This is a genomic window from Microbacterium sp. CCH5-D1, from assembly GCF_001557335.1.
In the GTDB taxonomy this organism is placed as follows: domain Bacteria; phylum Actinomycetota; class Actinomycetes; order Actinomycetales; family Microbacteriaceae; genus Microbacterium; species Microbacterium oxydans.
Window position 1 is genome coordinate 1 of sequence record NZ_LSJW01000128.1, and the last position, 19,125, is coordinate 19,125.

Sequence of the window (19,125 nt, forward strand, 5' to 3'; positions counted from 1 at the left end):
CGTCGACGGGTTCCCCCGCCAGTCGGCGCACGCGGTCGAGATCGGCGGCATCCGCACGAACTTCCGCATGCCGGATGTGCTCTCGGTCGGCCTCGGCGGCGGCACGATCATCCGTGAGACTCCGGCGGGTGCCACGGTCGGTCCGGACAGCGTCGGCTATCGGCTCCCGCAGGAGGGACTCGCCTTCGGGGGCTCCACGCTCACGGCGACTGACGTCGCCCTGGCGGTCGGCGGGGCTGCGATCGACGGCATCGACGCGCCCGTCGTCCCCGCAACGGTAGGAGCGGCGGCCTGGAGCGCGATGCGGGCGATCCTGGAGGACTCGATCGACCGGATGAAGCCGAATGCCGCCCCCGTCCCGGTGATCCTGGTCGGCGGTGGGGGGATCATCGCCCCGACCGTGCTCGACGGCGTCGCCGAGCTGATCCGTCCCGACCACTTCGGGGCTGCCAACGCGGTCGGAGCCGCCCTCGGCGAGGTCGCCGGACAGATCGAGAAGATCTACCGCGTGGACTCCGCCGACCAGCGGGCCTCTCGGGCGGATGCCGCGGCGGAGGCGACAGAGCGTGCCCGACTCGCCGGTGCCGACCCGGCGACGATCGAGGTCGTCGCGGTGGAGGAGCTGCCCGTCGCGTACTCCGACGGCACGGCCGTGCTGATCCGCGCTCGAGCGGTGGGGCGCCTGGCCGCCTGACGTCCCCGCCGCACGCCTCGGACGGGTGGGGTTCCGCCCGTCCGAGGCGCGTGCTTGCATGGGCGCATGGAGCGCGACGCGAAGCTGCGCGGCGAGACGAGGGCGATCTGGGCGACCGCGCTCTGCTTCGTGGTCGGTGCCGTCGCGGGCATGCTCGTGCTGGGCGGTGACGCGCGCCCGCTCACGGGGGAAGGTGCGCTCGCGATGCCGGCGGCGGTGGTCGCCGGGGTCATCGCGGCGGGGGCGTTCCTCACGAGCACCCTGATGCACCGCCGCGGCGAGACCGCCTCGATGCCGCGGTGGCAGGCGGTGGTGTCCGATCTCTCGACCGGAGCCCTGACCATCGCGTTCGGGGCCGTCACCGTGATGGGGGTGCTGCTCGCCGCAGAGGTGCTGGCGGCCGGTCTCCAGGGCTTGCAGCTCGCGGCGGTCGGTGGCGGGATCCTGACCGGCGTGGCCGCGGCGGTCGGCGGGCGCTTCGCGTTCGGGGCCGGCATCGACCTGCGCACGTCCGACCTCGCTGCGCTCCTGTTCGGCTTCCTCGTGATCGGCACGCTTTTCGCGATGGTCACCGCCGCCGATCCGCGTTGGTGGGAGCAGAACTTCTCCCAGCTCGGCGTCGGATGGGCGTTCAACGGCACCCTCGTGGTCGCCGGTCTGCTCGTCGCGACCGTCGGCTCGTACATCGGCCGCGACCTGCACCGGATGCTCGGCGACGCCGTGCTCTCCCGCATCGCCCTCGTCGTGGCGCTGTGGGCGGCGTCCGGGATCGCGCTCGCCGCCGTAGGGCTGCTGCCGCTGCACCGCGTGCCGGTTCCGCACGACATCGCGGCTCTCGGCGCGCTCGTCCTGTTCGCCGCGGCCGCTGCCACCACGGTCGCGAGGGTCCCTGGACATCCTCGCGCGCTGTCGATCACCTCGATCGGTGTGGGTCTGCTGGTCGTGATCGCGCTGGTCCTGTGGGTGCCCTTCGGCGTGTACTCCACCACTGCGGTCGAGGCGATCGTCGTCGGACTCGGGCTGCTGTGGATGGCGACACTCGTGCGTGTGCTCGCGATCCTGGTGCCGGCCGGGTCTCGACCATCCGGGCGTCTGCGGCTGATGCGGGCGGGCGCGGGGCCGGGCGAAAGATAGGGCATCTGTCCGATGTACCGGGGGTACCTCAGAGCGGAGTGTAGGGATACAGCGAACCGTCGAGGAGAACCCCATGTTCGAGCACCCCTATCTCCACCAGCAGCTCACCAGGCATGACCAGGAGCAGATGAAGCGCGCCGCTGCGAGGCGCCTCTCCCTGATCGAGCACGCCGACCAGATCGTGCCGCGGCCGGAAGGAGCGATCCGGCGGATGCTTCGCCACGCGTTCGGTCGCTCGGCGGGCGACTCGGCAGCGACGGCGCCGGGGAAGGCGCGGGTCACGGCCGCGTGCGACACGGCAGCGGCGGCGCACGCGCAGTGAGCAGAACCATCGCGCACAGCGCACATCCGACGGACCCGAATGTCGGTCGAGGGTGGGACGATGAGTCCATGCCCCCTTTCGCGTCGAGCGCTGCGATGGTCGGCCGTGAGGCCGAGCTGGCAGAGGTGCGTCGATCGTTCGCGGGCGTGCGCGACGGCATCCCCGCAGCCTTGCTCGTCGAGGGCGAGGCGGGTATCGGCAAGTCGCGGCTGCTGCGGGAGTTCGCCACCGAGATCGCACCGACCGCCGACGTGCACGTGGGGTGGTGCCTCGACCTCGGCGCTTCGCGCACGCCGTACGGTCCCCTCACCGGAATCCTCCGCTCGATCGTGCTGCGCATGGGTGTCGACCGGGTGCGAGAGTCGGTGGGTGTGGGTGTCGAGGCTCTCGGCATGCTGCTCCCCGAGCTCGTCGATTCCCCGACCGACCGCGATCGCACCAGCCCCGAGCGTCTGCGCGACGCCATCGCCTCACTCATCGAAGCGGCTGCCGAACGTGCCCCTCAGGTGCTCGTGGTCGAAGACCTGCACTGGGCGGACGAGTCCACTCTCGCCATCCTCTCCTTCCTGCTGCGGGCCCTCAGCCGCGGCCGCATCCTGCTGCTTCTCACCTGCCGCACCGACGACGTGCGTCGTGGCGATGCCGTGAGCCGCTTCATCGGCGAGGCCACCAGAGCCCGGCTGCTCGAGCGCCTCACTCTGGGCCGCCTCGACGAGACCGCCGTGCGGGAGCTGGCCGAGCAGATCACCGGCCGTGCGCTCACCGCGAGTGCGCTCGACCGCATGCAGGAGCGGGCCGAGGGCGTGCCCTTCTTCATCGAGGAGATCGCCGGATGTTCGAACGGCCCGCTCCCCGATGGCCTTCGTGATCTGCTGCTGGCTCGTTTCGATCGCCTCGGCGACGACGCGCGCCACGTCGTGCAGGTCGTCTCCGGTGCGGAACGCCCGCTCTCGCATCCGCTCATCACGAGCCTGGTCGAGCTGCCGGAGCAGCGGCTCGACGAAGCGATCCGCGAGGCGACCCGCAGCGGCATCCTCGTTGTCGGCGACGACGACTACCGTTTCCGGCACGCTCTGCTGCGCGAAGCCGTGCACGACGACCTGCTCCCCGGCGAGCGGGCGCGACTGCACCGCGCATACGCCGAGGCGCTCGAAGCGCAGTGCGCCGGGTCCGATTCCAGCGATGCCGCCGCGCTCGCGTACCACTGGCAGCTGGCGCAGGACGATCGGAGGGCCCTGGTCGCCGCCGCCGACGCGATGCGTCACGCGAAGGGACAGTACGCGTTCGCGAGTGCCGCCCGTTTCGGCGAGCTGGCCCTGGAGCTCTGGCCGCTCGTGCCCGACGCCGCAGACGCGGCCCGCATCGAGCGTCTCGACCTGCTGCTGGTGCTCGGCTCCATCCTGCGCAATGCGGGCGATGGTGAACGGGCGCTCGCCGTGGCCAACGTCGCGCTCGCCGAAGTCGACCCGGAGACGGTCGATCCGCGGCTGCACGCTCGCCTCCTCCGCAACAAGGCGCTGTATCTCGTCAACCTCGGGCGCCTCGGAGCCATCCCGCTGCTGCAGCAGGCTCTCGCGATCGCCGACGAGCGGATTGGCGATGAGGTGTTCCGGGCGGAGCTGCTCAACCAGCTGGCGAGCCGCCGGATGATCGCGGGCGATCGTGAGGAGGCGATCCGGCTCGCTGACGAAGCCGAGCGCGGGGCGGCCGGAGCCGAATCCACGGATCAGCTGTCGATCGCCGCGAACGTGCGCGGAGGTTCGCTGGCTCACCTGGGCCGGGTCGAAGAGGGCGTTCGCGAGTACGAACGTGCGCGTGAGCTCGCGACGGGTTCCAACGCCGAGATGCGCTATCGGGTGAACTACTCCGACCTGCTCACGCTGTTGGGGCGCTACCGAGAGGCCGTCGAGGTCGCAGAGGAGGGGCTGCGGCGCGCCCGCGAACTCAGGGTCGAACGCACCTCGGGGTCGATCATGGCGCAGAACATGGTCGTCCCCCTGCTCGAGCTCGGCGAGATCGACCGGGTCGAGGAGATGCTGTCGCGGGACTTCGTGCAGGGGACTCTGCGCGTGTTCCGCATGTACATGAGCATGACGCGCGTGCGGGTGCTGGCGTGGCGTGGGCGGTCGGCGGAGGCCGCAGAGCTCCTGCAGGCCTGGCTTCCCGCGTTCGAGGAGACGGGCGTCTCCGAAAGGCAGATCTGGTACGACCGCGTGATGATGATCGTCGCCGTCGCCGAGAGTCGAGGAGACCTCCGCGGGGCGCTCGACACCATCCTCGAGATGCTGGAGAACGATGAGCCGGCGCTGCTGCACCAGCGTCGTCTGCTGCTGGAGGGAGGCGCGATCATCGCCGAGCTGCGGGCGGCAGGAGTCGACGTCTCGGGGGGGTCCACCGCGATCCGTGCCGCGTGGTCCAGCCAACCGGCGCAGCTGCAGCACGACGCATGGGAGACGATCCTCGACGCCCTCCTCGACCCGCACCCTGACGCTCTCGCCGAGGCGCTGCGGTGCGCGGAGGGGGAGGACGTGCCGGTGATCTTCCGCGCCGTCCTCCGTCTGGAGCAGGCGCGCGTGCTGGTTCGCGATGGAGACCGGATCGCTGCGGGCGCTGTGCTCGCCGAGGCTGAAGCCCTCGCGGAGTCTCTCGGCAACGCTCAGCTCCAGTCCGCCGTCTCCCGGTTCGCCACAGACGCGGGGTTGAGGGGAGACGCGGTGTCAGCGTCGAGCACCGACCCGCTCACCGCGAGGGAGCGGCAGGTGCTCGAGCTCATCGCCGAAGGCCTGAGCAACCGCCAGATCGGTGAGCGCCTGTTCATCAGCGTGAAGACCGTGAGCGTGCATGTGTCCGCCGTGCTGCGCAAGCTCGGCGTGAGCACACGCACCGAAGCAGCTCTCCTGAAGAAGAATGACCAGCCCCGTACTGCGGCGGAGCCTGCCGTGGTAGCGTGACAGTGCGCGCGTCTCGGATGTTCCGGTTCGGCGTAGGCCGTGCAAACGGCTAAGTCAACAGAAAGTAGAAACACATGGCCACTGGCACTGTGAAATGGTTCAACGCGGAAAAGGGCTTCGGCTTCATCGCTCCCGATGACGGCTCGGACGACCTTTTCGCCCACTACTCGGCTATCGCCGGCTCCGGTTTCAAGGAGCTCCGCGAGAACCAGAAGGTCGAATTCGACGCTGAGCGTGGCCCCAAGGGCATGCAGGCGGCGAACATCCGCGCTCTCTGAGCGCGCGCTGACTTCCTGAAACCGGTCGGACCCTCACGGGTCCGGCCGGTTTTTTCGTGCGCTGCCGCCGTTCGAATCGCGCGAATGGTTCCATCCGGCGGCAGTTCACTCCCATTCGCGCGATTCGAACGGGGAATCTCAGGGTGAGGATCACCTAACCTCCGTGTTAGATTAGGCCAGGCTTACCAAAGGCTGGGCGCATCACCCGTGCCGCCCCCTCACCCCGAACCGAAGGAACGCCTGTGCGCACCTCTCGAATCCTCGCCATCGGCGCGGCCGCCGCGCTCGCCATCGGCCTCTCCGCCTGCGCATCCTCCGCGCCGGAGTCGACCTCGACCGCCGGCGGCAACCCCGCCTCCGACGACGCCTTCCCCGTCACCGTCGAGCACGTCTACGGCGAGACCACGATCACCGAGAAGCCCGAGCGCGTCGCGACCGTGGCCTGGGCGAACCACGAGGTGCCGCTGGCACTGGGCATCGTTCCGGTCGGCATGAGCAAGGCCGCCTGGGGCGACGACGACGACAACGGTGTGCTGCCCTGGGTCGAGGAGAAGCTCGACGAGCTGGGTGCCGAGACGCCGGTGCTGTTCGACGAGACGGACGGTATCGACTACGAGGCCGTCGCCGACACCGAGCCCGACGTGATCCTCGCCGCCTACTCCGGTCTGACCCAGGAGGAGTACGACACCCTCTCCAAGATCGCCCCGGTCATCGCCTACCCGAAGGTCGCCTGGGGCACCTCGGTCGACGACATGATCGAGATGGACTCCAAGGCCCTCGGCCTCGAGAAGGAGGGCAAGGCCCTGATCGAGCAGCTCGACGCCGACGCGCAGAAGGCCCTCGAAGCGAACAGCGTGCTCAAGGACAAGAAGGTCCTGTTCTCCTACATCGACCCGACCGATCTCAGCCAGATCGGCTACTACACCGCGATCGACACGCGTCCCGGCTACCTCCACGACCTCGGCCTGCCGTTCCCCTCGATCGTCGAGGAGAACAAGGACAGCGACCAGTTCTACCTGACCGTCAGCGCGGAAGAGGCGCAGAAGTTCGACGACGTCGACCTGTTCATCACGTATGGCGACGAGTCGATCATCCCGCTCCTGCAGGCAGACCCGCTGCTGTCGAAGATCCCGGCCATCGCCGAGGGACGCATCGCCGTCCTTCCCGACGCCACCCCGATCGCGGCCTCCGCGAACCCGTCGCCGCTGTCGATCCCGTGGGGACTCAGCGACTACCTCGCACTCCTGGCCGCGCCGCTGTCCAAGTAGCCGTTCCATCCGCAGCAGCGGAGTGAATGCTCAGTGACCTCAGCAACCGTCATCGCACCAGCACCGGGCGCCGCAGACCTGCGGCGCCCGGTGCTGGTGCGAACCATCTGGCTCCTCGTCGGGCTGGTGGTGCTCGTCGTCCTCAGCGTCCTGTCGATCTCCTTCGGCGTGCGCGCGGTCTCGTTCGACGACATCGTCGCCGCGCTCACGGGCCACACCGACACGATCGCCGAGGCCGCGATCGTGAAGCGCATACCGCGCACCGTGCTCGCCCTCCTCGTCGGCGCTGCGCTCGCCCTCTCCGGAGCGACCATGCAGGCGGTCACTCGGAACCCGATCGCCGACCCCGGCATCCTCGGCGTCTCGAACGGCGCCTCCCTGGCTGTCGTCTGCGGCATCGCCTTCTTCGGACTCGCCGACCCCTACGGGCAGATGGCCTTCGCGATCGTGGGTGCCGGCGTCGCCGCCGTCTTCGTCTACACGGTGGGCTCGCTCGGGCGCGGGGGAGCGACCCCTCTCAAGCTCGCCCTCGCGGGGGCGGCGACGTCGGCCGCCTTCGCCTCGCTCATCAGCGCCGTGATGCTGCCCCGCGTCGACCTGCTGCAGACGTTCCAGTCCTGGCAGATCGGCGGCGTCGGCGGAGCGGAGTGGCCGCGCATCGCCCTGACCGCGCCGGTGCTCGCCGTCGGCGCCCTCATCTGCTTCCTGTGCTCGCGGGGCATGAACTCCCTCGCCCTCGGCGACGAGATGGCCAAGGGCCTCGGCGAGAACGTGTTCCGCACCCGCATGATCTCCGCGCTGGGCGCGGTCATCCTCGCCGGTGCCGCGACCGCGATCGCCGGACCCATCGGATTCGTCGGGCTGATCATCCCGCACGTGTGCCGCATGCTGGTGGGGACCGACCACCGCTGGCTGCTTCCGTTCTCGGCCATCGCCGGCGCCGCCCTGCTGACGGCGAGCGACATCGTGGGCCGCGTGATCGCCCCGTCGTCCGAGGAGATCCAGGTCGGCATCATCACCGCCATCATCGGAGCGCCGTTCTTCATCTGGATCGTCCGTCGGCAGAAGGTGCGTGAGCTGTGAGCACGACCGAGCACACCGAGCACACCCTCGAACGCGGCGAGGAGTCCGCCTCCGCCCGCATCACGCGGATCGTCGCGGGCCGACGCTCGCGCCACCGTCGTCACGCGATCGCCACGATCGTGCTCGGCGTCCTGGTCCTCGCCCTCTTCGCGGTCGCTCTCATGGTGGGGAACACGTTCTACACACCGGACGAGGTGATCCGCGTGATCCTCGGCGAGACCGTGCCGGGGGCGTCGTTCACGGTGGGCGACCTGCGGCTGCCGCGCGCGGTGCTCGCCGTGCTCACGGGCATCGCCTTCGGCATGGCGGGCGTCTGCTTCCAGACGATGCTGCGAAACCCCCTTGCCTCGCCCGACATCATCGGCATCTCCAACGGCGCCGGAGCTGCAGCCGTGTTCGGCATCATCGTGCTCTCCGTCAACGGGCCGGTCGTGTCGCTGCTCGCGCTCGTCGGTGCCGTGGTCACGGCCTTCGTGATCTACCTCCTCTCGATCAAGGGCGGCTTCGCCGGCACACGACTCATCCTGATCGGGATCGGCATCGCGGCGATGCTGCAGAGCGTCATCTCCTACCTGCTGTCGCGCGCGGCGAACTGGGACATCCAGACCGCGATGCAGTGGCTCACCGGAAGCCTCAACAACGCGTCGTGGGAGCGGGTGCTGCCGATGGCGATCGCCGCGCTGATCATCGTGCCGCTGATGCTGTCACAGGGCCGTGCACTCGGAGCGCTCCAGCTGGGAGACGATTCGGCGGCGGGACTCGGCATCCGCGTCAACGCCACCCGCCTGCTGCTCATCCTCGGTGCGGTCGCGCTGCTCGCATTCGCGACGGCCGCCACCGGGCCCATCGCCTTCGTCGCGTTCATGGCGGGGCCCATCGCCGCGCGCATCACGGGTCCAGGCGCGAACCTGCTCCTGCCGTCGGCGTTCGTCGGGGCTCTGCTCGTGCTCGCCGGCGACCTCATCGGCCAGTTCGCCTTCGGAACCCGCTACCCCGTCGGAGTCATCACCGGCGTCGTCGGTGCGCCGTACCTGATCTATCTCCTCATCCGCACCAACCGCTCCGGGGGTTCGCTTTGACCGTCTCGCACAGCCTGTCCGCCGAGGGCGTCACGCTCGCCTACGGCGACCGCACCATCATCGACGGTCTCGACCTGCAGATCGCCCCCGGCCGCATCACGACCATCGTGGGAGCGAACGGATGCGGCAAGTCGACGCTGCTGCGTTCGCTCGCCCGTCTGCTGTCGCCGAGCGACGGGCAGATCGTGCTCGACGGCAAGTCGGTGCACGCACGCCCGACCAAGGAGGTCGCGCGCATCCTCGGGCTGCTTCCGCAGTCGCCCGTCGCGCCGGAGGGCATCGCGGTCGCCGATCTGGTCGGCCGCGGACGGCACCCGCATCAGAAGATGCTCGCCCGCTGGAGCACACACGATTACGAGGTGGTGGCAGACGCCCTCGACGCGACCGGCATCTCCGACCTCGCCGACCGCAGCGTCGACGAGCTCTCGGGCGGTCAGCGCCAGCGCGTGTGGATCGCGATGGCGCTCGCGCAGGAGACCGACATCCTGCTGCTGGACGAGCCGACCACCTTCCTCGACGTCGCCCACCAGGTCGAGGTGCTCGATCTGCTCACCGACCTGAGCGTCTCGCGCGGCACCACGATCGTGATGGTGCTGCACGACCTCAACCTCGCGGCCCGCTACGCCGACGAGCTGGTGGCGATGAAGGACGGGCGGGTGCACGCGACCGGTGCGCCGCAGGACATCGTCACCGCCGAACTCGTCGAAGAGGTCTTCGGCCTCGCCAATCAGATCACCATCGATCCGGTCTCCGGCAAGCCGATGGTCACACCCATCGGGAGGCACCATGTCCGCTGAGACGACCACGACCGAGCGCCCGACCTACATCCTCACCCGCGCCGAGGTGCGGGCCGTCGCGCGTGTCTCGCCCTCCTTCGTGCGGGTGACCTTCGGTGGAGACGAGTTGAGCGAGTTCGGCACACCGGGCGAGGTGTTCGACAGTCGCATCAAGCTGGTCTTCCCGCCCGCGTCCGGGGCGCTGCCCGACCTCGACAGGGCATCGGACAACTGGTGGCAGGCTTTCCTCGCGGTGCCGGAGGAGGAGCGCGGATCCATGCGCACCTACTCCGTGCGCGAGCTGCGGGTCGACGACGAGACCGGCACCGAGGTGGACGTCGACTTCGTGCTGCACCTCGAGCCGGGTCTGACCGGGCCGGCCTCCCTGTGGGCGAGCCAGGCCGCGGTCGGGCAGGAGCTGTACCTGGTCGGTCCGCGCCGCGGGGTGGACGTGGATGCGCACGGAGGGGCCGAGTTCGCCCCCGGTACCGCGGCATCGGTCGTGCTCGCGGGCGACGAGACGGCCGCTCCGGCGATCGCCCGCATCCTGGAAGATGCGCCGCGCGACCTGCGCGGTGTCGCCTTCATCGAGGTGCCCTCGCCTGCCGACATCCTGCGCATCGACGTGCCCTCAGGGGTCGAGGTGCACTGGCTTCCCCGTGATGCTGGCGAGCCGCACGGGCTGCGACTGATCCCCGCCGTGCTCGGCTACCTCGGAGACGCCGACGCTGCGGACGAGATCCGGGTGAAGGACATCGACGGCGAGGACCTGCTGTGGGAGACGCCGGAGTACTCCGGTCTCGGCGAGGACATCGCCACGGCCGACGCTCCGGCCGAACGCTACTTCTGGATCGCGGGGGAGAGCGGCGTGGTCACCACGCTGCGTCGCCACCTGGTCAAGGACCTCGGCATCGACCGCAGCCAGGTGGCCTTCATGGGCTACTGGCGCCGCGGTGTCGCCATGCGCGGCTGACCCCCCTCCTCCCTCTTCCTGCCCTTCCTCCTTCCTGCCAAAACGGAGACGACCCGAGCATCCACCTGCGTGTCTTGTGTGGACGCGCCGCCCGGATGCCGGGTCGTCTCCGTTTCGGCCTGCCTGCCCCGGAGAACGGACGGCTGGCAGGGGCGGGGTTACTTCGCGAGGAAGGTCTTCAGCGCGGCGTTGACCTCGTCGGCGTGGGTCCAGAGCAGGCCGTGCGGGGCGCCCTCGACCTCGACGTAGTCGGCCTCCGGGACCGCCTGGTGGAAGCGGCGCGCGGTGGCATCGATCGGGAGGATGTTGTCCTTCGTGCCGTGCAGGATGAGCGTGGGCTTCGCGGCCGCAGCCACAGCCTCGACGTCGGAGCGGAAGTCCTCGATCCAGGCGGGCACGACGGCGTAGGCAGCCACGGGCGCGCTGCCGATCGCGACGTTCCAGCTGCCGGTCACGGCCTGCTCGCTGATGCGCGAGCCGAGGTTCTCGTCGAGGTTGTAGAAGTTCTTGTAGAAGTCGGTGAACCACGCGAAGCGATCGCCCTTCGCCGCGGCCTCGATGCCGTCGAAGACCTCCTGCGGCACGCCCTCGGGGTTGTCGTCGCGCTGCACGAGGAACGGCTCGAGCGAGGCGAGGAAGGCGAGCTTGGCGACGCGGTCGTGCCCGTAGCGGGCGACGTAGCGGGCGAGCTCGCCGGTGCCCATCGAGAAGCCGACGAGCACGACGTCGCGCAGGTCGAGGGTCTCGAGCACGGTGTTCAGGTCGGCGGCGAACGTGTCGTAGTCGTAGCCGGAGTTCACCTTTGAGGACTGGCCGAATCCGCGGCGGTCGTAGGTGATGACGCGGTAGCCCTGGGCGAGGAGTTCGCGGGTCTGGCGCTCCCAGCTGTGCCCGTCGAGCGGGTAGCCGTGGATCAGGACGACGGGCTGACCGGCTCCCTGGTCTTCGTAGTAGAGCTCGATCGCGGTGCTGTTCTCGTTTCCGACGGTGATGTAGCCCATGGTCCTGATCCTTTCGGTTCCGGTGAGAACGGTCGTTCTCGCTCGATGTCCTCAATCTAGAGAACGTTCGTTCTCGTGTCAAGTAGACTTCTGGACATGACCGAAGACGAGGCTCGCGAGCGCATCCTGTCCGCCGCGGAGGAGCTCTACTACCGCAAGGGCTACGCCGCTGTGGGCATGGACGAGCTGCGCTCGGCCGCCGGCGTGTCGCTGCGCCGCCTCTACGCGCTCTTCCCTGCCAAGAGCGACATCGTCGCGGCCGTGCTGGCGCGCAAGCACGCGGAGTGGGAGTCCGGCCTCTCGGGGGCGGTGTCGGATGCGGGGGATGACCCCCGTGCGCGCATCCTGGCCGTCTACGGGTACCTCGAGAACTGGTTCTGCGCCGACGACTTCCGTGGATGCGCCTTCATCAATGCGTTCGGCGAACTCGGCGGCACCAATGCGGAGGTCGCGGAGATCGTGCGGGCGCACAAGGCGTCATTCCAGGAGTACATGGCCGGCCTCGTCGCCGACACCGGAGCTCCGCCCGCGCTCGCCGCGCAGCTGTCGATCCTTGCCGAAGGAGCGCAGAGTACCGCGGCGATCTCGGCCGATCCGGCCGTCGCCGCACAGGCGCGGGGTGCGGCCGAGGTGCTGATCGACGCGGCTTTCGCCCGCTCCTGAACTCTCGCCCGGCGCATCATCCATATTTTGGCTAACCTGGTTAGCGAAACGGCGCACCTCTGTCAAGGCCGGTGCGACCGAGGAAGGACAGCCGTAGCCTTCGGGGCATGGAATCACGCACGAAGGGCATCGGTCGTCAGGCGCTGATCATCGCGGCGGCGACATTCATGGTGATCGCGGCCGCTGTCGGGGCCGGAGCATTCGGCGGCGCGTCCGTCGACGATCTGCAGGACGGGGCGCTCTCGGCTCAGGGCTCGTACCTCGCGCCGGCGGGGCCCGCATTCTCGATCTGGTCGCTGATCTACCTCGGGCTGATCGCCTACACGGTGTGGCAGGCGCTCCCCGCTCAGCGGCAGGATCCGCGTCAGCAGGCCGTGGGCGGGTGGATCGCCGCCTCGATGGTGCTGAACGGGCTGTGGCTGGTGACCGCACGGTTCCTGACGCTGTGGCTCACGGTCGTCGTGATCGCGGCGCTCCTGGCCGTGCTCGCGCGGGTGATCGTGCTGCTCGGCCGCTTTCCCTCCCGGAACCTCGCCGACCGCATCCTCACCGACGGCGCGAACGGCCTGCACTTCGGTTGGGTCACCATCGCGACGGTGGCGAACACGGCCGCGTGGTTCACGCAGATCGCTCCGGAGAGCTGGGCGCAGGCAGCGGATGCCTGGGCCATCGCCGTGCTCATCGTGGTCCTGGTGATCGGGGCTGCCGCGGCGTGGGCCACCGGACGCATCGCTCCTGCCCTCGCGACGGCCTGGGGTCTCGCCTGGCTCGCGGTCGGTCGCCTCACGGGAGAGCCCGAGAGCACCGCGACGGCGATCGCCGCGATCATCGTGGCCGTGCTGCTCGTGCTCACCGGGGTCGCGGCGGTCGTGCGCCGGTCGCGCATCCGGAGCGCTGGGGCTCAGAGCACGAGCCGGTAGCCCATGCCCGATTCGGTGAGCAGATGCACCGGAGCACCCGGCTCCTGCTCCAGCTTCTTGCGCAGCTGCGACATGTACAGGCGCAGGTAGCCGGAGTCGGACACCTGCTCACTGCCCCAGATCTCCTTGAGCAAATCCTGGCGGGTGACGAGTGCGCCCGGGTGCCGGGACAGGTGCTCCAGCATGCGCCACTCGGTCGGCGTGAGGTGCACCCTCGTGCCGCCGCGGGTGACGGTCTTGGTCGAGAGGTCGACCACCACATCGCCGAAAGCCACCGTGGACTCGCCGCCCGCCGGAGCAGACCGTCGTGACAGCGCCCGCAGGCGTGCCAGCAGCTCGTCCACCTGGAAGGGCTTGGTCACGAAGTCGTCGGCACCGGCGTCGAGTGCCTCGACCTTGTCGGCGGACCCCGTGCGTCCCGACACCACGATGATGGGCACGTTGGTCCATCCGCGAAGCGCCTGGATGACCTCGATGCCGTCGAGGCGGGGCATGCCGAGATCGAGCATGATGAGATCCGGATGGGTCTGAGCGGCTGCGGCGATCGCGGCCGCTCCGTCGGGGGCGACCACCACGTCGTAGCCGTGGGCGGCGAGGGTGATCCGCAGGGCGCGGACCATCTGCGGATCGTCGTCGGCGATGAGGAGCTTCACTCCGTGCCTTCCATGTCGCGGGATCCTGCGGCCAGCGGCAGGGAGATGACCATCGTGAGGCCGCCGCCGGGGGTGTCCTCGGGTGTCAGGGTACCGCCCATGCCCTCGGTGAACCCGCGCGACAGGGCGAGTCCCAGACCGAGTCCCGTGGTGTTGTCAGTGTCGCCGAAGCGTTGGAACGGCTGGAAGATGCGGTCGCGTCGCTCGGGCGAGACGCCTTCCCCACGGTCGATGATCCGGATCTCGGCGCGGTCGCCGAGAGCGCTCGTGGAGACGATGATGCGTGAGTCGTCGGGGGCGTGCCGGTGGGCGTTGGCGATCACGTTGACCAGCACGCGAAGCAGCAGCACAGGGTCGGCGTGCAGCGGGGGCAGATCGGGGTCGAGGGCCAGCTCGACGTCGGACGGACCGAGACCCAGCTCGTCGACGGCTGCGAGCACGATGCCGGCAGCGTCCATCCTGGACGATGAGACCGCCAGCACTCCGGCCTGCACGCGGCTCACGTCGAGCAGATCCGTGACGAGCGTCGACAGCGTCGCGAGGCTCTCGTCGGCGGTCGCGAGCAACTCGGCGCGGTCGGACTCCGAGAGTCCGTGGGCACCGCGAAGGCCACCGATCGCGGCGACCGCGGAGGCGAGCGGACGCCGCAGATCGTGGCTGACGGCCGACAGCAGAGCGCTGCGCACCTGATCGGTCTCGGCCAGAGCCTCGGCTTCTCTGGCGGTGGCCCGCAGATCGGTGTGCTCGATCGCGGCGGCGAGCTGGGCGACGATCGCATCCAGCAGCCGACGCTCGGGACCGGCGAGCGGCTCTCCGTTCAGTTCGAGCACCGCACGGGGACCCCCGCCGGTGACCACTCCGACCGGGATGGTCGTGGCGCGTCCGTCGGCCACGGGCTCGCCGTCGCTCGCCAGCACCTCGCCATCCGGTGCGAGCAGGCGCACGCCGCTCAGGCCGAACGCCTCTCGGGTGCGGCTGACCAGGGCGAGCACCGCATTGTCACCGCGCAGCACGTTGCCGGCGACGGCGGCGAGCAGCTCGGCTTCGGCGGCCGCACGTTGGGCGGTGCGGGCTCGACGGGCAGCCTGGTCGACGATGATGCTGACCAGGATCGCGATCACGACGTAGAGCGCGAGAGCCAGCACGTGCAGCGGGTGCGCGATCGTGATCGTGAAGAGCGGCGCGACGAAGAGGAAGTCGAGGGTGATGCCCGAGAGCACGGCGGCGAACACCGCGGGACGGATGCCGCCGATGAGGGCGACCACGACCACGAGCAGCTGGTAGGCGAGCACTTCGGCGGTGATCGACTCGGGACTGCGATACGTGTACATGATCCACGACAGGATCGGACCGAACACCAGGGCGACGCCGAACCCCAGCAGCTGCCGCCGCCAGCCCAGAGCCCCGCCCTTGATGCGCGGGAGCACCATCCGCCCGCCCGCCGCGGCATGGGTGACGATGTGCACGTCGATGTCGCCGGAGCGCCGGATGACCTCCGAGCCGATGCCGGGACCGGTGAGAGCGGCGGCCAGTCGGCTGCGTCTGCTGACGCCGATCACGAGCTGAGTGGCGTCGGCGCCCTGTGCGAACTCGACGAGCGTGGCAGGGATGTCGTCGCCGACGACCTGGTGATAGGTGCCGCCGAGCGATTCCACGAGGGTGCGCTGTGCGGCGAGGGCACCGGGCGTCTCGTCGCGCAGACCGTCCTGCGCGGAGATGTGCACGGCGAGCAGTTCCCCACCGGCGGAGCGGGCCGCGATCCTGGCTCCACGGCGGAGGAGGGTCTCGCCCTCTGGCCCTCCGGTCAGGGCGACGACCACGCGCTCCCTGGCCTGCCATGTGCCCTCGATGCCCTGCTCGGCACGGTAGCTGCGCAGCGCGCTGTCGACCTCGTCGGCGAGCCAGAGCAGGGCCAGCTCGCGCAGTGCGGTGAGGTTGCCGAGGCGGAAGTAGTTCGACAGGGCGGCATCGATCCGCTCGGCGGGATACACGAGTCCTGCCGACAGGCGATCGCGCAGGGTCTGCGGGGCGAGGTCGACGACCTCGATCTCATCGGCGGCACGGACCACGGCGTCCGGGATCGTCTCCTGCTGTGCGATGCCGGTGATCTTCTCGACCACCGCGTTGAGCGACTCGATGTGCTGCACGTTGACCGTGGTCACCACGTCGATGCCCGCGTCCAGCAGCTCGTCCACGTCCTGCCAGCGCTTCGCGTTGCGGGAGCCGGGGGCGTTCGTGTGCGCCAGCTCGTCCACGAGGGCGATCTCGGGCGCGCGGTCGAGCACGGCGTCCACGTCGAGCTCGGTCAGCGCGACTCCGCGGTGCAGGTCGACCCGCCGTGGAACCTCGGGGAGCCCCGCAGTCTGCGCCTGTGTCGCGGCGCGCTCGTGCGTCTCCACGATCGCGATCACGACATCGTGGCCCTCGTCGAGCATCCGCCGTCCCTCGGCGAGCATCTCGTAGGTCTTGCCGACGCCGGGGGCGGCTCCGAGCAGGACTCGGAGCCGCCCCCGGCGCTGGTGGCCCTGGGCTCGACGAAGAGGTGCTGCGGTCATTCGCCCTCCCGGTCATCGAGCGCGAGGTTGAGTTCGGCGACGTTGATGCGCTCCTCGCCGAGGAATCCCAGATCCCGCCCTTGAATCCTAGACTCCACGAGGTCGCGCACCTCCTGTTCGGAGAGTCCGCGGGCGTCGGCGACGCGCGGCACCTGCAGCAGCGCGTACGCGACGCTGATGTGCGGATCGAGCCCCGAGCCGGATGCCGTGACCGCGTCGGCCGGCACCTCCGACGGGTCGACGCCCTCGCGTTCCGCGATCGCAGCCTTGCGTTCGGCGATGGCGGTCACGAGGTCGGGGTTCTCCGGCCCGAGGTTGCTGCCGCTGGAGCCGGCTCCGTCGTATCCGTCGCCCGCGGCGGAGGGGCGTGACTGGAAGTACTCCGGGAGCGCCTCGCCGTCTGCGTCTGTGAAGGACTGGCCGATCAGCGAGCTGCCCTTGTCGTCGGGCAGCGGCGAGCCGTTGGCCTGCCACGGAAGCAGGAGCTGGCCGATGCCGGTGACCAGGAGTGTGTAGCCGACGCCGAGCACGAGGGTGAGGACCACCATCGCGCGGAGGGCGACTCCGGTGGTGCGGAGCGTGGTGCGAGTGGATGACATGTTCTGGATTCCGTTTCAGAGCCGGGGTCAGAAGCCCGGGATGAGGCTGATCACGAGGTCGATGAGCTTGATGCCGATGAACGGGGCGATCACACCGCCGAGACCGTAGATCAGCAGGTTGCGCTGCAGGATCTGCGAGGCGCTCGCCGGGCGGTACTTCACCCCTCGCAGGGCCAGCGGGATCAGGAACACGATCACGATCGCGTTGAAGATGATCGCACTGGTGACAGCGGAGGCCGGCGAGTGCAGCTGCATGATGTTCAGGGCCGCGAGTCCGGGGAAGACCCCCATGAACATCGCCGGGATGATCGCGAAGTACTTGGCGATGTCGTTCGCGAGCGAGAACGTGGTGAGCGCTCCGCGCGTGATGAGCAGCTGCTTCCCGATGCGCACGATGTCGATGAGCTTGGTGGGGTCGGAATCGAGGTCGACCATGTTGCCCGCCTCTTTCGCCGCCGAGGTGCCGGTGTTCATCGCGACGCCGACATCGGCCTGCGCGAGGGCGGGGGCGTCGTTCGTGCCGTCACCGGTCATCGCGACCAGGCGTCCTCCTTCCTGCTCCCGCCGGATGAGCTCGAGCTTGTCTTCGGGGGTGGCCTCGGCGAGGAAGTCGTCGACACCGGCCTCCTTCGCGATGGCGGCGGCCGTGAGCGGGTTGTCGCCCGTGATCATGACGGTGCGGATGCCCATCGCCCGCAGCTCGTCGAAGCGCTCGCGCAGGCCGTCCTTCACGATGTCCTTGAGGTGCACGACGCCGAGGATGCGGGCGCTCGAAGGGCCTTTCACCGCGACGACGAGAGGAGTGCCGCCGCTCTCGGCCACGGCGTCGGTGCGACTCGTGAGTTCGAGGTCGTCGCCGTCGAGTCCGAGCCAGGCGCGGACAGCGGAGCCGGCACCCTTGCGGATCTGCGTGCCGTCGGCCAGGTCGAGGCCCGACATACGGGTCTGTGCCGTGAACGGAACGACAACGGCGTCATCGGGGGCGATCACCCGGATGCCCTGCGCGGCCGCGAGTTCGACGATCGAGGCACCCTCTGGGGTGGGGTCCGCAAGAGACGACAGCGCCGCGACGCGCAGCAGCTCGTCTGCATCGACACCCGGAAGAGCCAGCACCTCGTGCGCCCGGCGGTTGCCGTACGTGATGGTGCCCGTCTTGTCGAGCAGCAGGGTGGTGACATCTCCCGCGGCCTCGACCGCACGACCGGACATCGCGAGCACGTTGCGCTGCACGAGCCGGTCCATGCCGGCGATGCCGATGGCCGAGAGCAGCGCCCCGATGGTGGTCGGGATCAGGCAGACGAGCAGGGCGATGAGCACCGGGATGCTGACGGGGGAGGCGGCGTACGACGCGATCGGGTTCAGGGCCAGCACCACGACCACGAAGATGATCGACAGGCTCGCGAGCAGGATGTTCAGCGCGACCTCGTTGGGAGTGCGCTGACGGCTGGCACCTTCGACGAGCGCGATCATGCGGTCGACGAAGGTCTCGCCCGGCTTCGAGGTGATGCGCACCACGATCCGGTCCGACAGCACCCGGGTGCCACCGGTCACCGCACTGCGGTCGCCACCGGACTCTCGGATCACTGGAGCGCTCTCGCCCGTGATCGCCGACTCGTCGACGGTGGCGATGCCCGAGACGATGTCACCGTCGCCGGGGATCAGCTCGCCCGCCGTGACGATCACGATGTCGTCGCGCTGCAGCTCGGCCGACGAGACCTGGGCGGTCGCTGCGTGCTCGGCCGCGGCATCCGCCGTGCCGTCGTAGCCGACCACGCGCCGGGCCATCGTGCTGGTGCGGGTCTTGCGCAGGCTTGCGGCCTGCGCCTTGCCGCGGCCCTCGGCGACAGACTCGGCGACGTTCGCGAACAGCACCGTCAGCCACAGCCAGATGGCGATGCCCCAGGTGAAGGGCGCGGGCACCGGGGTGCCGCCGGAGTCCGCCGGGCCGCCCACGAACGGCTCGGCGATCGCGAGCACCGTCGTGAACGCGGCGCCGACCCAGACCAGGAGCATGACGGGGTTGCGCACGAGAGCTGCCGGGTTGAGCTTGCGCACGGCGCCGGGAAGGGCCTGCACGAGCTGCGACCAGCCGAAGGAGCGCGGTGCGGTGGGGGCGGATGCCGCAGCATCCTGTTGTTCGGAGGAGGATTCCGCGGGGGTGGTGATGAGGGTCATG

Annotated in this window: 17 protein-coding genes; 12 read left to right on the forward strand and 5 right to left on the reverse strand. The window is 69.7% G+C overall.

Annotated elements, in window-relative coordinates:
• The 10 genes from AX744_RS07905 to AX744_RS07950 form a co-directional block, all read left to right on the forward strand.
• Positions 1-694 (forward strand): hydantoinase/oxoprolinase family protein (locus tag AX744_RS07905; RefSeq protein ID WP_331709300.1); only part of this gene is annotated, 694 nt, incomplete at its 5' end.
• A 66-nt stretch (positions 695-760) separates the two neighbouring features.
• Positions 761-1,828 (forward strand): DUF998 domain-containing protein, encoded by a 1,068-nt coding sequence (locus AX744_RS07910; protein WP_157543552.1) that lies wholly within the window; start codon positions 761-763, stop codon positions 1,826-1,828.
• 73 nt (positions 1,829-1,901) lie between these two features.
• On the forward strand, positions 1,902-2,150 hold the full coding sequence (locus AX744_RS07915) for a hypothetical protein (protein ID WP_061016184.1): 249 nt from the start codon (positions 1,902-1,904) through the stop codon (positions 2,148-2,150).
• A 68-nt stretch (positions 2,151-2,218) separates the two neighbouring features.
• A complete protein-coding gene (locus AX744_RS07920) occupies positions 2,219-5,101 on the forward strand; it encodes a helix-turn-helix transcriptional regulator (protein WP_082738447.1) in 2,883 nt (960 codons plus the stop codon).
• A 74-nt stretch (positions 5,102-5,175) separates the two neighbouring features.
• Positions 5,176-5,379: a cold-shock protein gene (locus AX744_RS07925; protein ID WP_017831237.1), complete on the forward strand. Its 204-nt coding sequence runs from the start codon at positions 5,176-5,178 to the stop codon at positions 5,377-5,379.
• Positions 5,380-5,621: 242 nt separating this feature from the next.
• On the forward strand, positions 5,622-6,647 hold the full coding sequence (locus AX744_RS07930; protein ID WP_061016188.1) for an iron-siderophore ABC transporter substrate-binding protein: 1,026 nt from the start codon (positions 5,622-5,624) through the stop codon (positions 6,645-6,647).
• Positions 6,648-6,680: 33 nt separating this feature from the next.
• Positions 6,681-7,730, forward strand: coding sequence for a FecCD family ABC transporter permease (locus AX744_RS07935; protein ID WP_061016191.1), 1,050 nt, complete (start codon positions 6,681-6,683; stop codon positions 7,728-7,730).
• Complete coding sequence (locus tag AX744_RS07940; RefSeq protein ID WP_058632017.1) at positions 7,727-8,809, forward strand: FecCD family ABC transporter permease; 1,083 nt, start codon at positions 7,727-7,729, stop codon at positions 8,807-8,809. Before AX744_RS07935 ends, AX744_RS07940 begins: the two co-directional genes overlap by 4 nt.
• A complete protein-coding gene (locus AX744_RS07945; protein WP_045262087.1) occupies positions 8,806-9,606 on the forward strand; it encodes an ABC transporter ATP-binding protein in 801 nt (266 codons plus the stop codon). Before AX744_RS07940 ends, AX744_RS07945 begins: the two co-directional genes overlap by 4 nt.
• Positions 9,596-10,558 carry a siderophore-interacting protein gene (locus AX744_RS07950; protein ID WP_061016193.1) on the forward strand — a complete coding sequence of 321 codons (963 nt, stop codon included), beginning with the start codon at positions 9,596-9,598 and terminating at the stop codon, positions 10,556-10,558. Before AX744_RS07945 ends, AX744_RS07950 begins: the two co-directional genes overlap by 11 nt.
• A 158-nt stretch (positions 10,559-10,716) precedes the next feature.
• On the opposite strand, the gene AX744_RS07955 is transcribed toward AX744_RS07950, so the two are convergent.
• Positions 10,717-11,559 (reverse strand): alpha/beta fold hydrolase, encoded by an 843-nt coding sequence (locus AX744_RS07955; protein ID WP_061016195.1) that lies wholly within the window; start codon positions 11,557-11,559, stop codon positions 10,717-10,719.
• Positions 11,560-11,655: 96 nt separating this feature from the next.
• Here AX744_RS07955 and AX744_RS07960 point away from each other — a divergent pair, with 96 nt between their 5' ends.
• A complete protein-coding gene (locus tag AX744_RS07960) occupies positions 11,656-12,222 on the forward strand; it encodes a TetR/AcrR family transcriptional regulator (RefSeq protein WP_061016198.1) in 567 nt (188 codons plus the stop codon).
• 107 nt (positions 12,223-12,329) lie between these two features.
• A complete protein-coding gene (locus AX744_RS07965; RefSeq protein WP_061016200.1) occupies positions 12,330-13,142 on the forward strand; it encodes a tryptophan-rich sensory protein in 813 nt (270 codons plus the stop codon).
• Here the strand turns inward: AX744_RS07965 and AX744_RS07970 are convergent.
• The 4 genes from AX744_RS07970 to kdpB are packed head-to-tail and all read right to left on the reverse strand — an operon-like array spanning position 13,124 to position 19,124.
• Positions 13,124-13,795 carry a response regulator gene (locus AX744_RS07970; protein ID WP_046746772.1) on the reverse strand — a complete coding sequence of 224 codons (672 nt, stop codon included), beginning with the start codon at positions 13,793-13,795 and terminating at the stop codon, positions 13,124-13,126. The two genes, AX744_RS07965 and AX744_RS07970, sit on opposite strands and share 19 nt — an antisense overlap.
• Positions 13,792-16,350: an ATP-binding protein gene (locus tag AX744_RS07975; RefSeq protein ID WP_046746773.1), complete on the reverse strand. Its 2,559-nt coding sequence runs from the start codon at positions 16,348-16,350 to the stop codon at positions 13,792-13,794. The genes AX744_RS07970 and AX744_RS07975 overlap by 4 nt, the downstream gene beginning before the upstream one ends.
• The gene (gene kdpC / locus AX744_RS07980) at positions 16,347-16,949 is read right to left on the reverse strand and encodes a potassium-transporting ATPase subunit KdpC (RefSeq protein WP_061016202.1); all 603 of its coding nucleotides are present in this window, start codon (positions 16,947-16,949) and stop codon (positions 16,347-16,349) included. Before kdpC ends, AX744_RS07975 begins: the two co-directional genes overlap by 4 nt.
• A gap of 27 nt (positions 16,950-16,976) precedes the next feature.
• Positions 16,977-19,124 carry a potassium-transporting ATPase subunit KdpB gene (kdpB, locus tag AX744_RS07985; protein ID WP_061016204.1) on the reverse strand — a complete coding sequence of 716 codons (2,148 nt, stop codon included), beginning with the start codon at positions 19,122-19,124 and terminating at the stop codon, positions 16,977-16,979.
• Position 19,125: the final 1 nt, after the last annotated feature.

Coding starts and splice junctions, on each gene's coding strand:
- AX744_RS07965 (WP_061016200.1), top strand. CDS start 12,330: ATGGAATCACGCACGAAGGGCATCGGTCGTCAGGCGCTGATCATCGCG.
- AX744_RS07975 (WP_046746773.1), bottom strand. CDS start 16,350: ATGACCGCAGCACCTCTTCGTCGAGCCCAGGGCCACCAGCGCCGGGGG.
- AX744_RS07920 (WP_082738447.1), top strand. CDS start 2,219: ATGCCCCCTTTCGCGTCGAGCGCTGCGATGGTCGGCCGTGAGGCCGAG.
- AX744_RS07910 (WP_157543552.1), top strand. CDS start 761: ATGGAGCGCGACGCGAAGCTGCGCGGCGAGACGAGGGCGATCTGGGCG.
- AX744_RS07960 (WP_061016198.1), top strand. CDS start 11,656: ATGACCGAAGACGAGGCTCGCGAGCGCATCCTGTCCGCCGCGGAGGAG.
- AX744_RS07915 (WP_061016184.1), top strand. CDS start 1,902: ATGTTCGAGCACCCCTATCTCCACCAGCAGCTCACCAGGCATGACCAG.
- AX744_RS07955 (WP_061016195.1), bottom strand. CDS start 11,559: ATGGGCTACATCACCGTCGGAAACGAGAACAGCACCGCGATCGAGCTC.
- kdpC (WP_061016202.1), bottom strand. CDS start 16,949: ATGTCATCCACTCGCACCACGCTCCGCACCACCGGAGTCGCCCTCCGC.
- kdpB (WP_061016204.1), bottom strand. CDS start 19,124: ATGACCCTCATCACCACCCCCGCGGAATCCTCCTCCGAACAACAGGAT.
- AX744_RS07950 (WP_061016193.1), top strand. CDS start 9,596: ATGTCCGCTGAGACGACCACGACCGAGCGCCCGACCTACATCCTCACC.
- AX744_RS07925 (WP_017831237.1), top strand. CDS start 5,176: ATGGCCACTGGCACTGTGAAATGGTTCAACGCGGAAAAGGGCTTCGGC.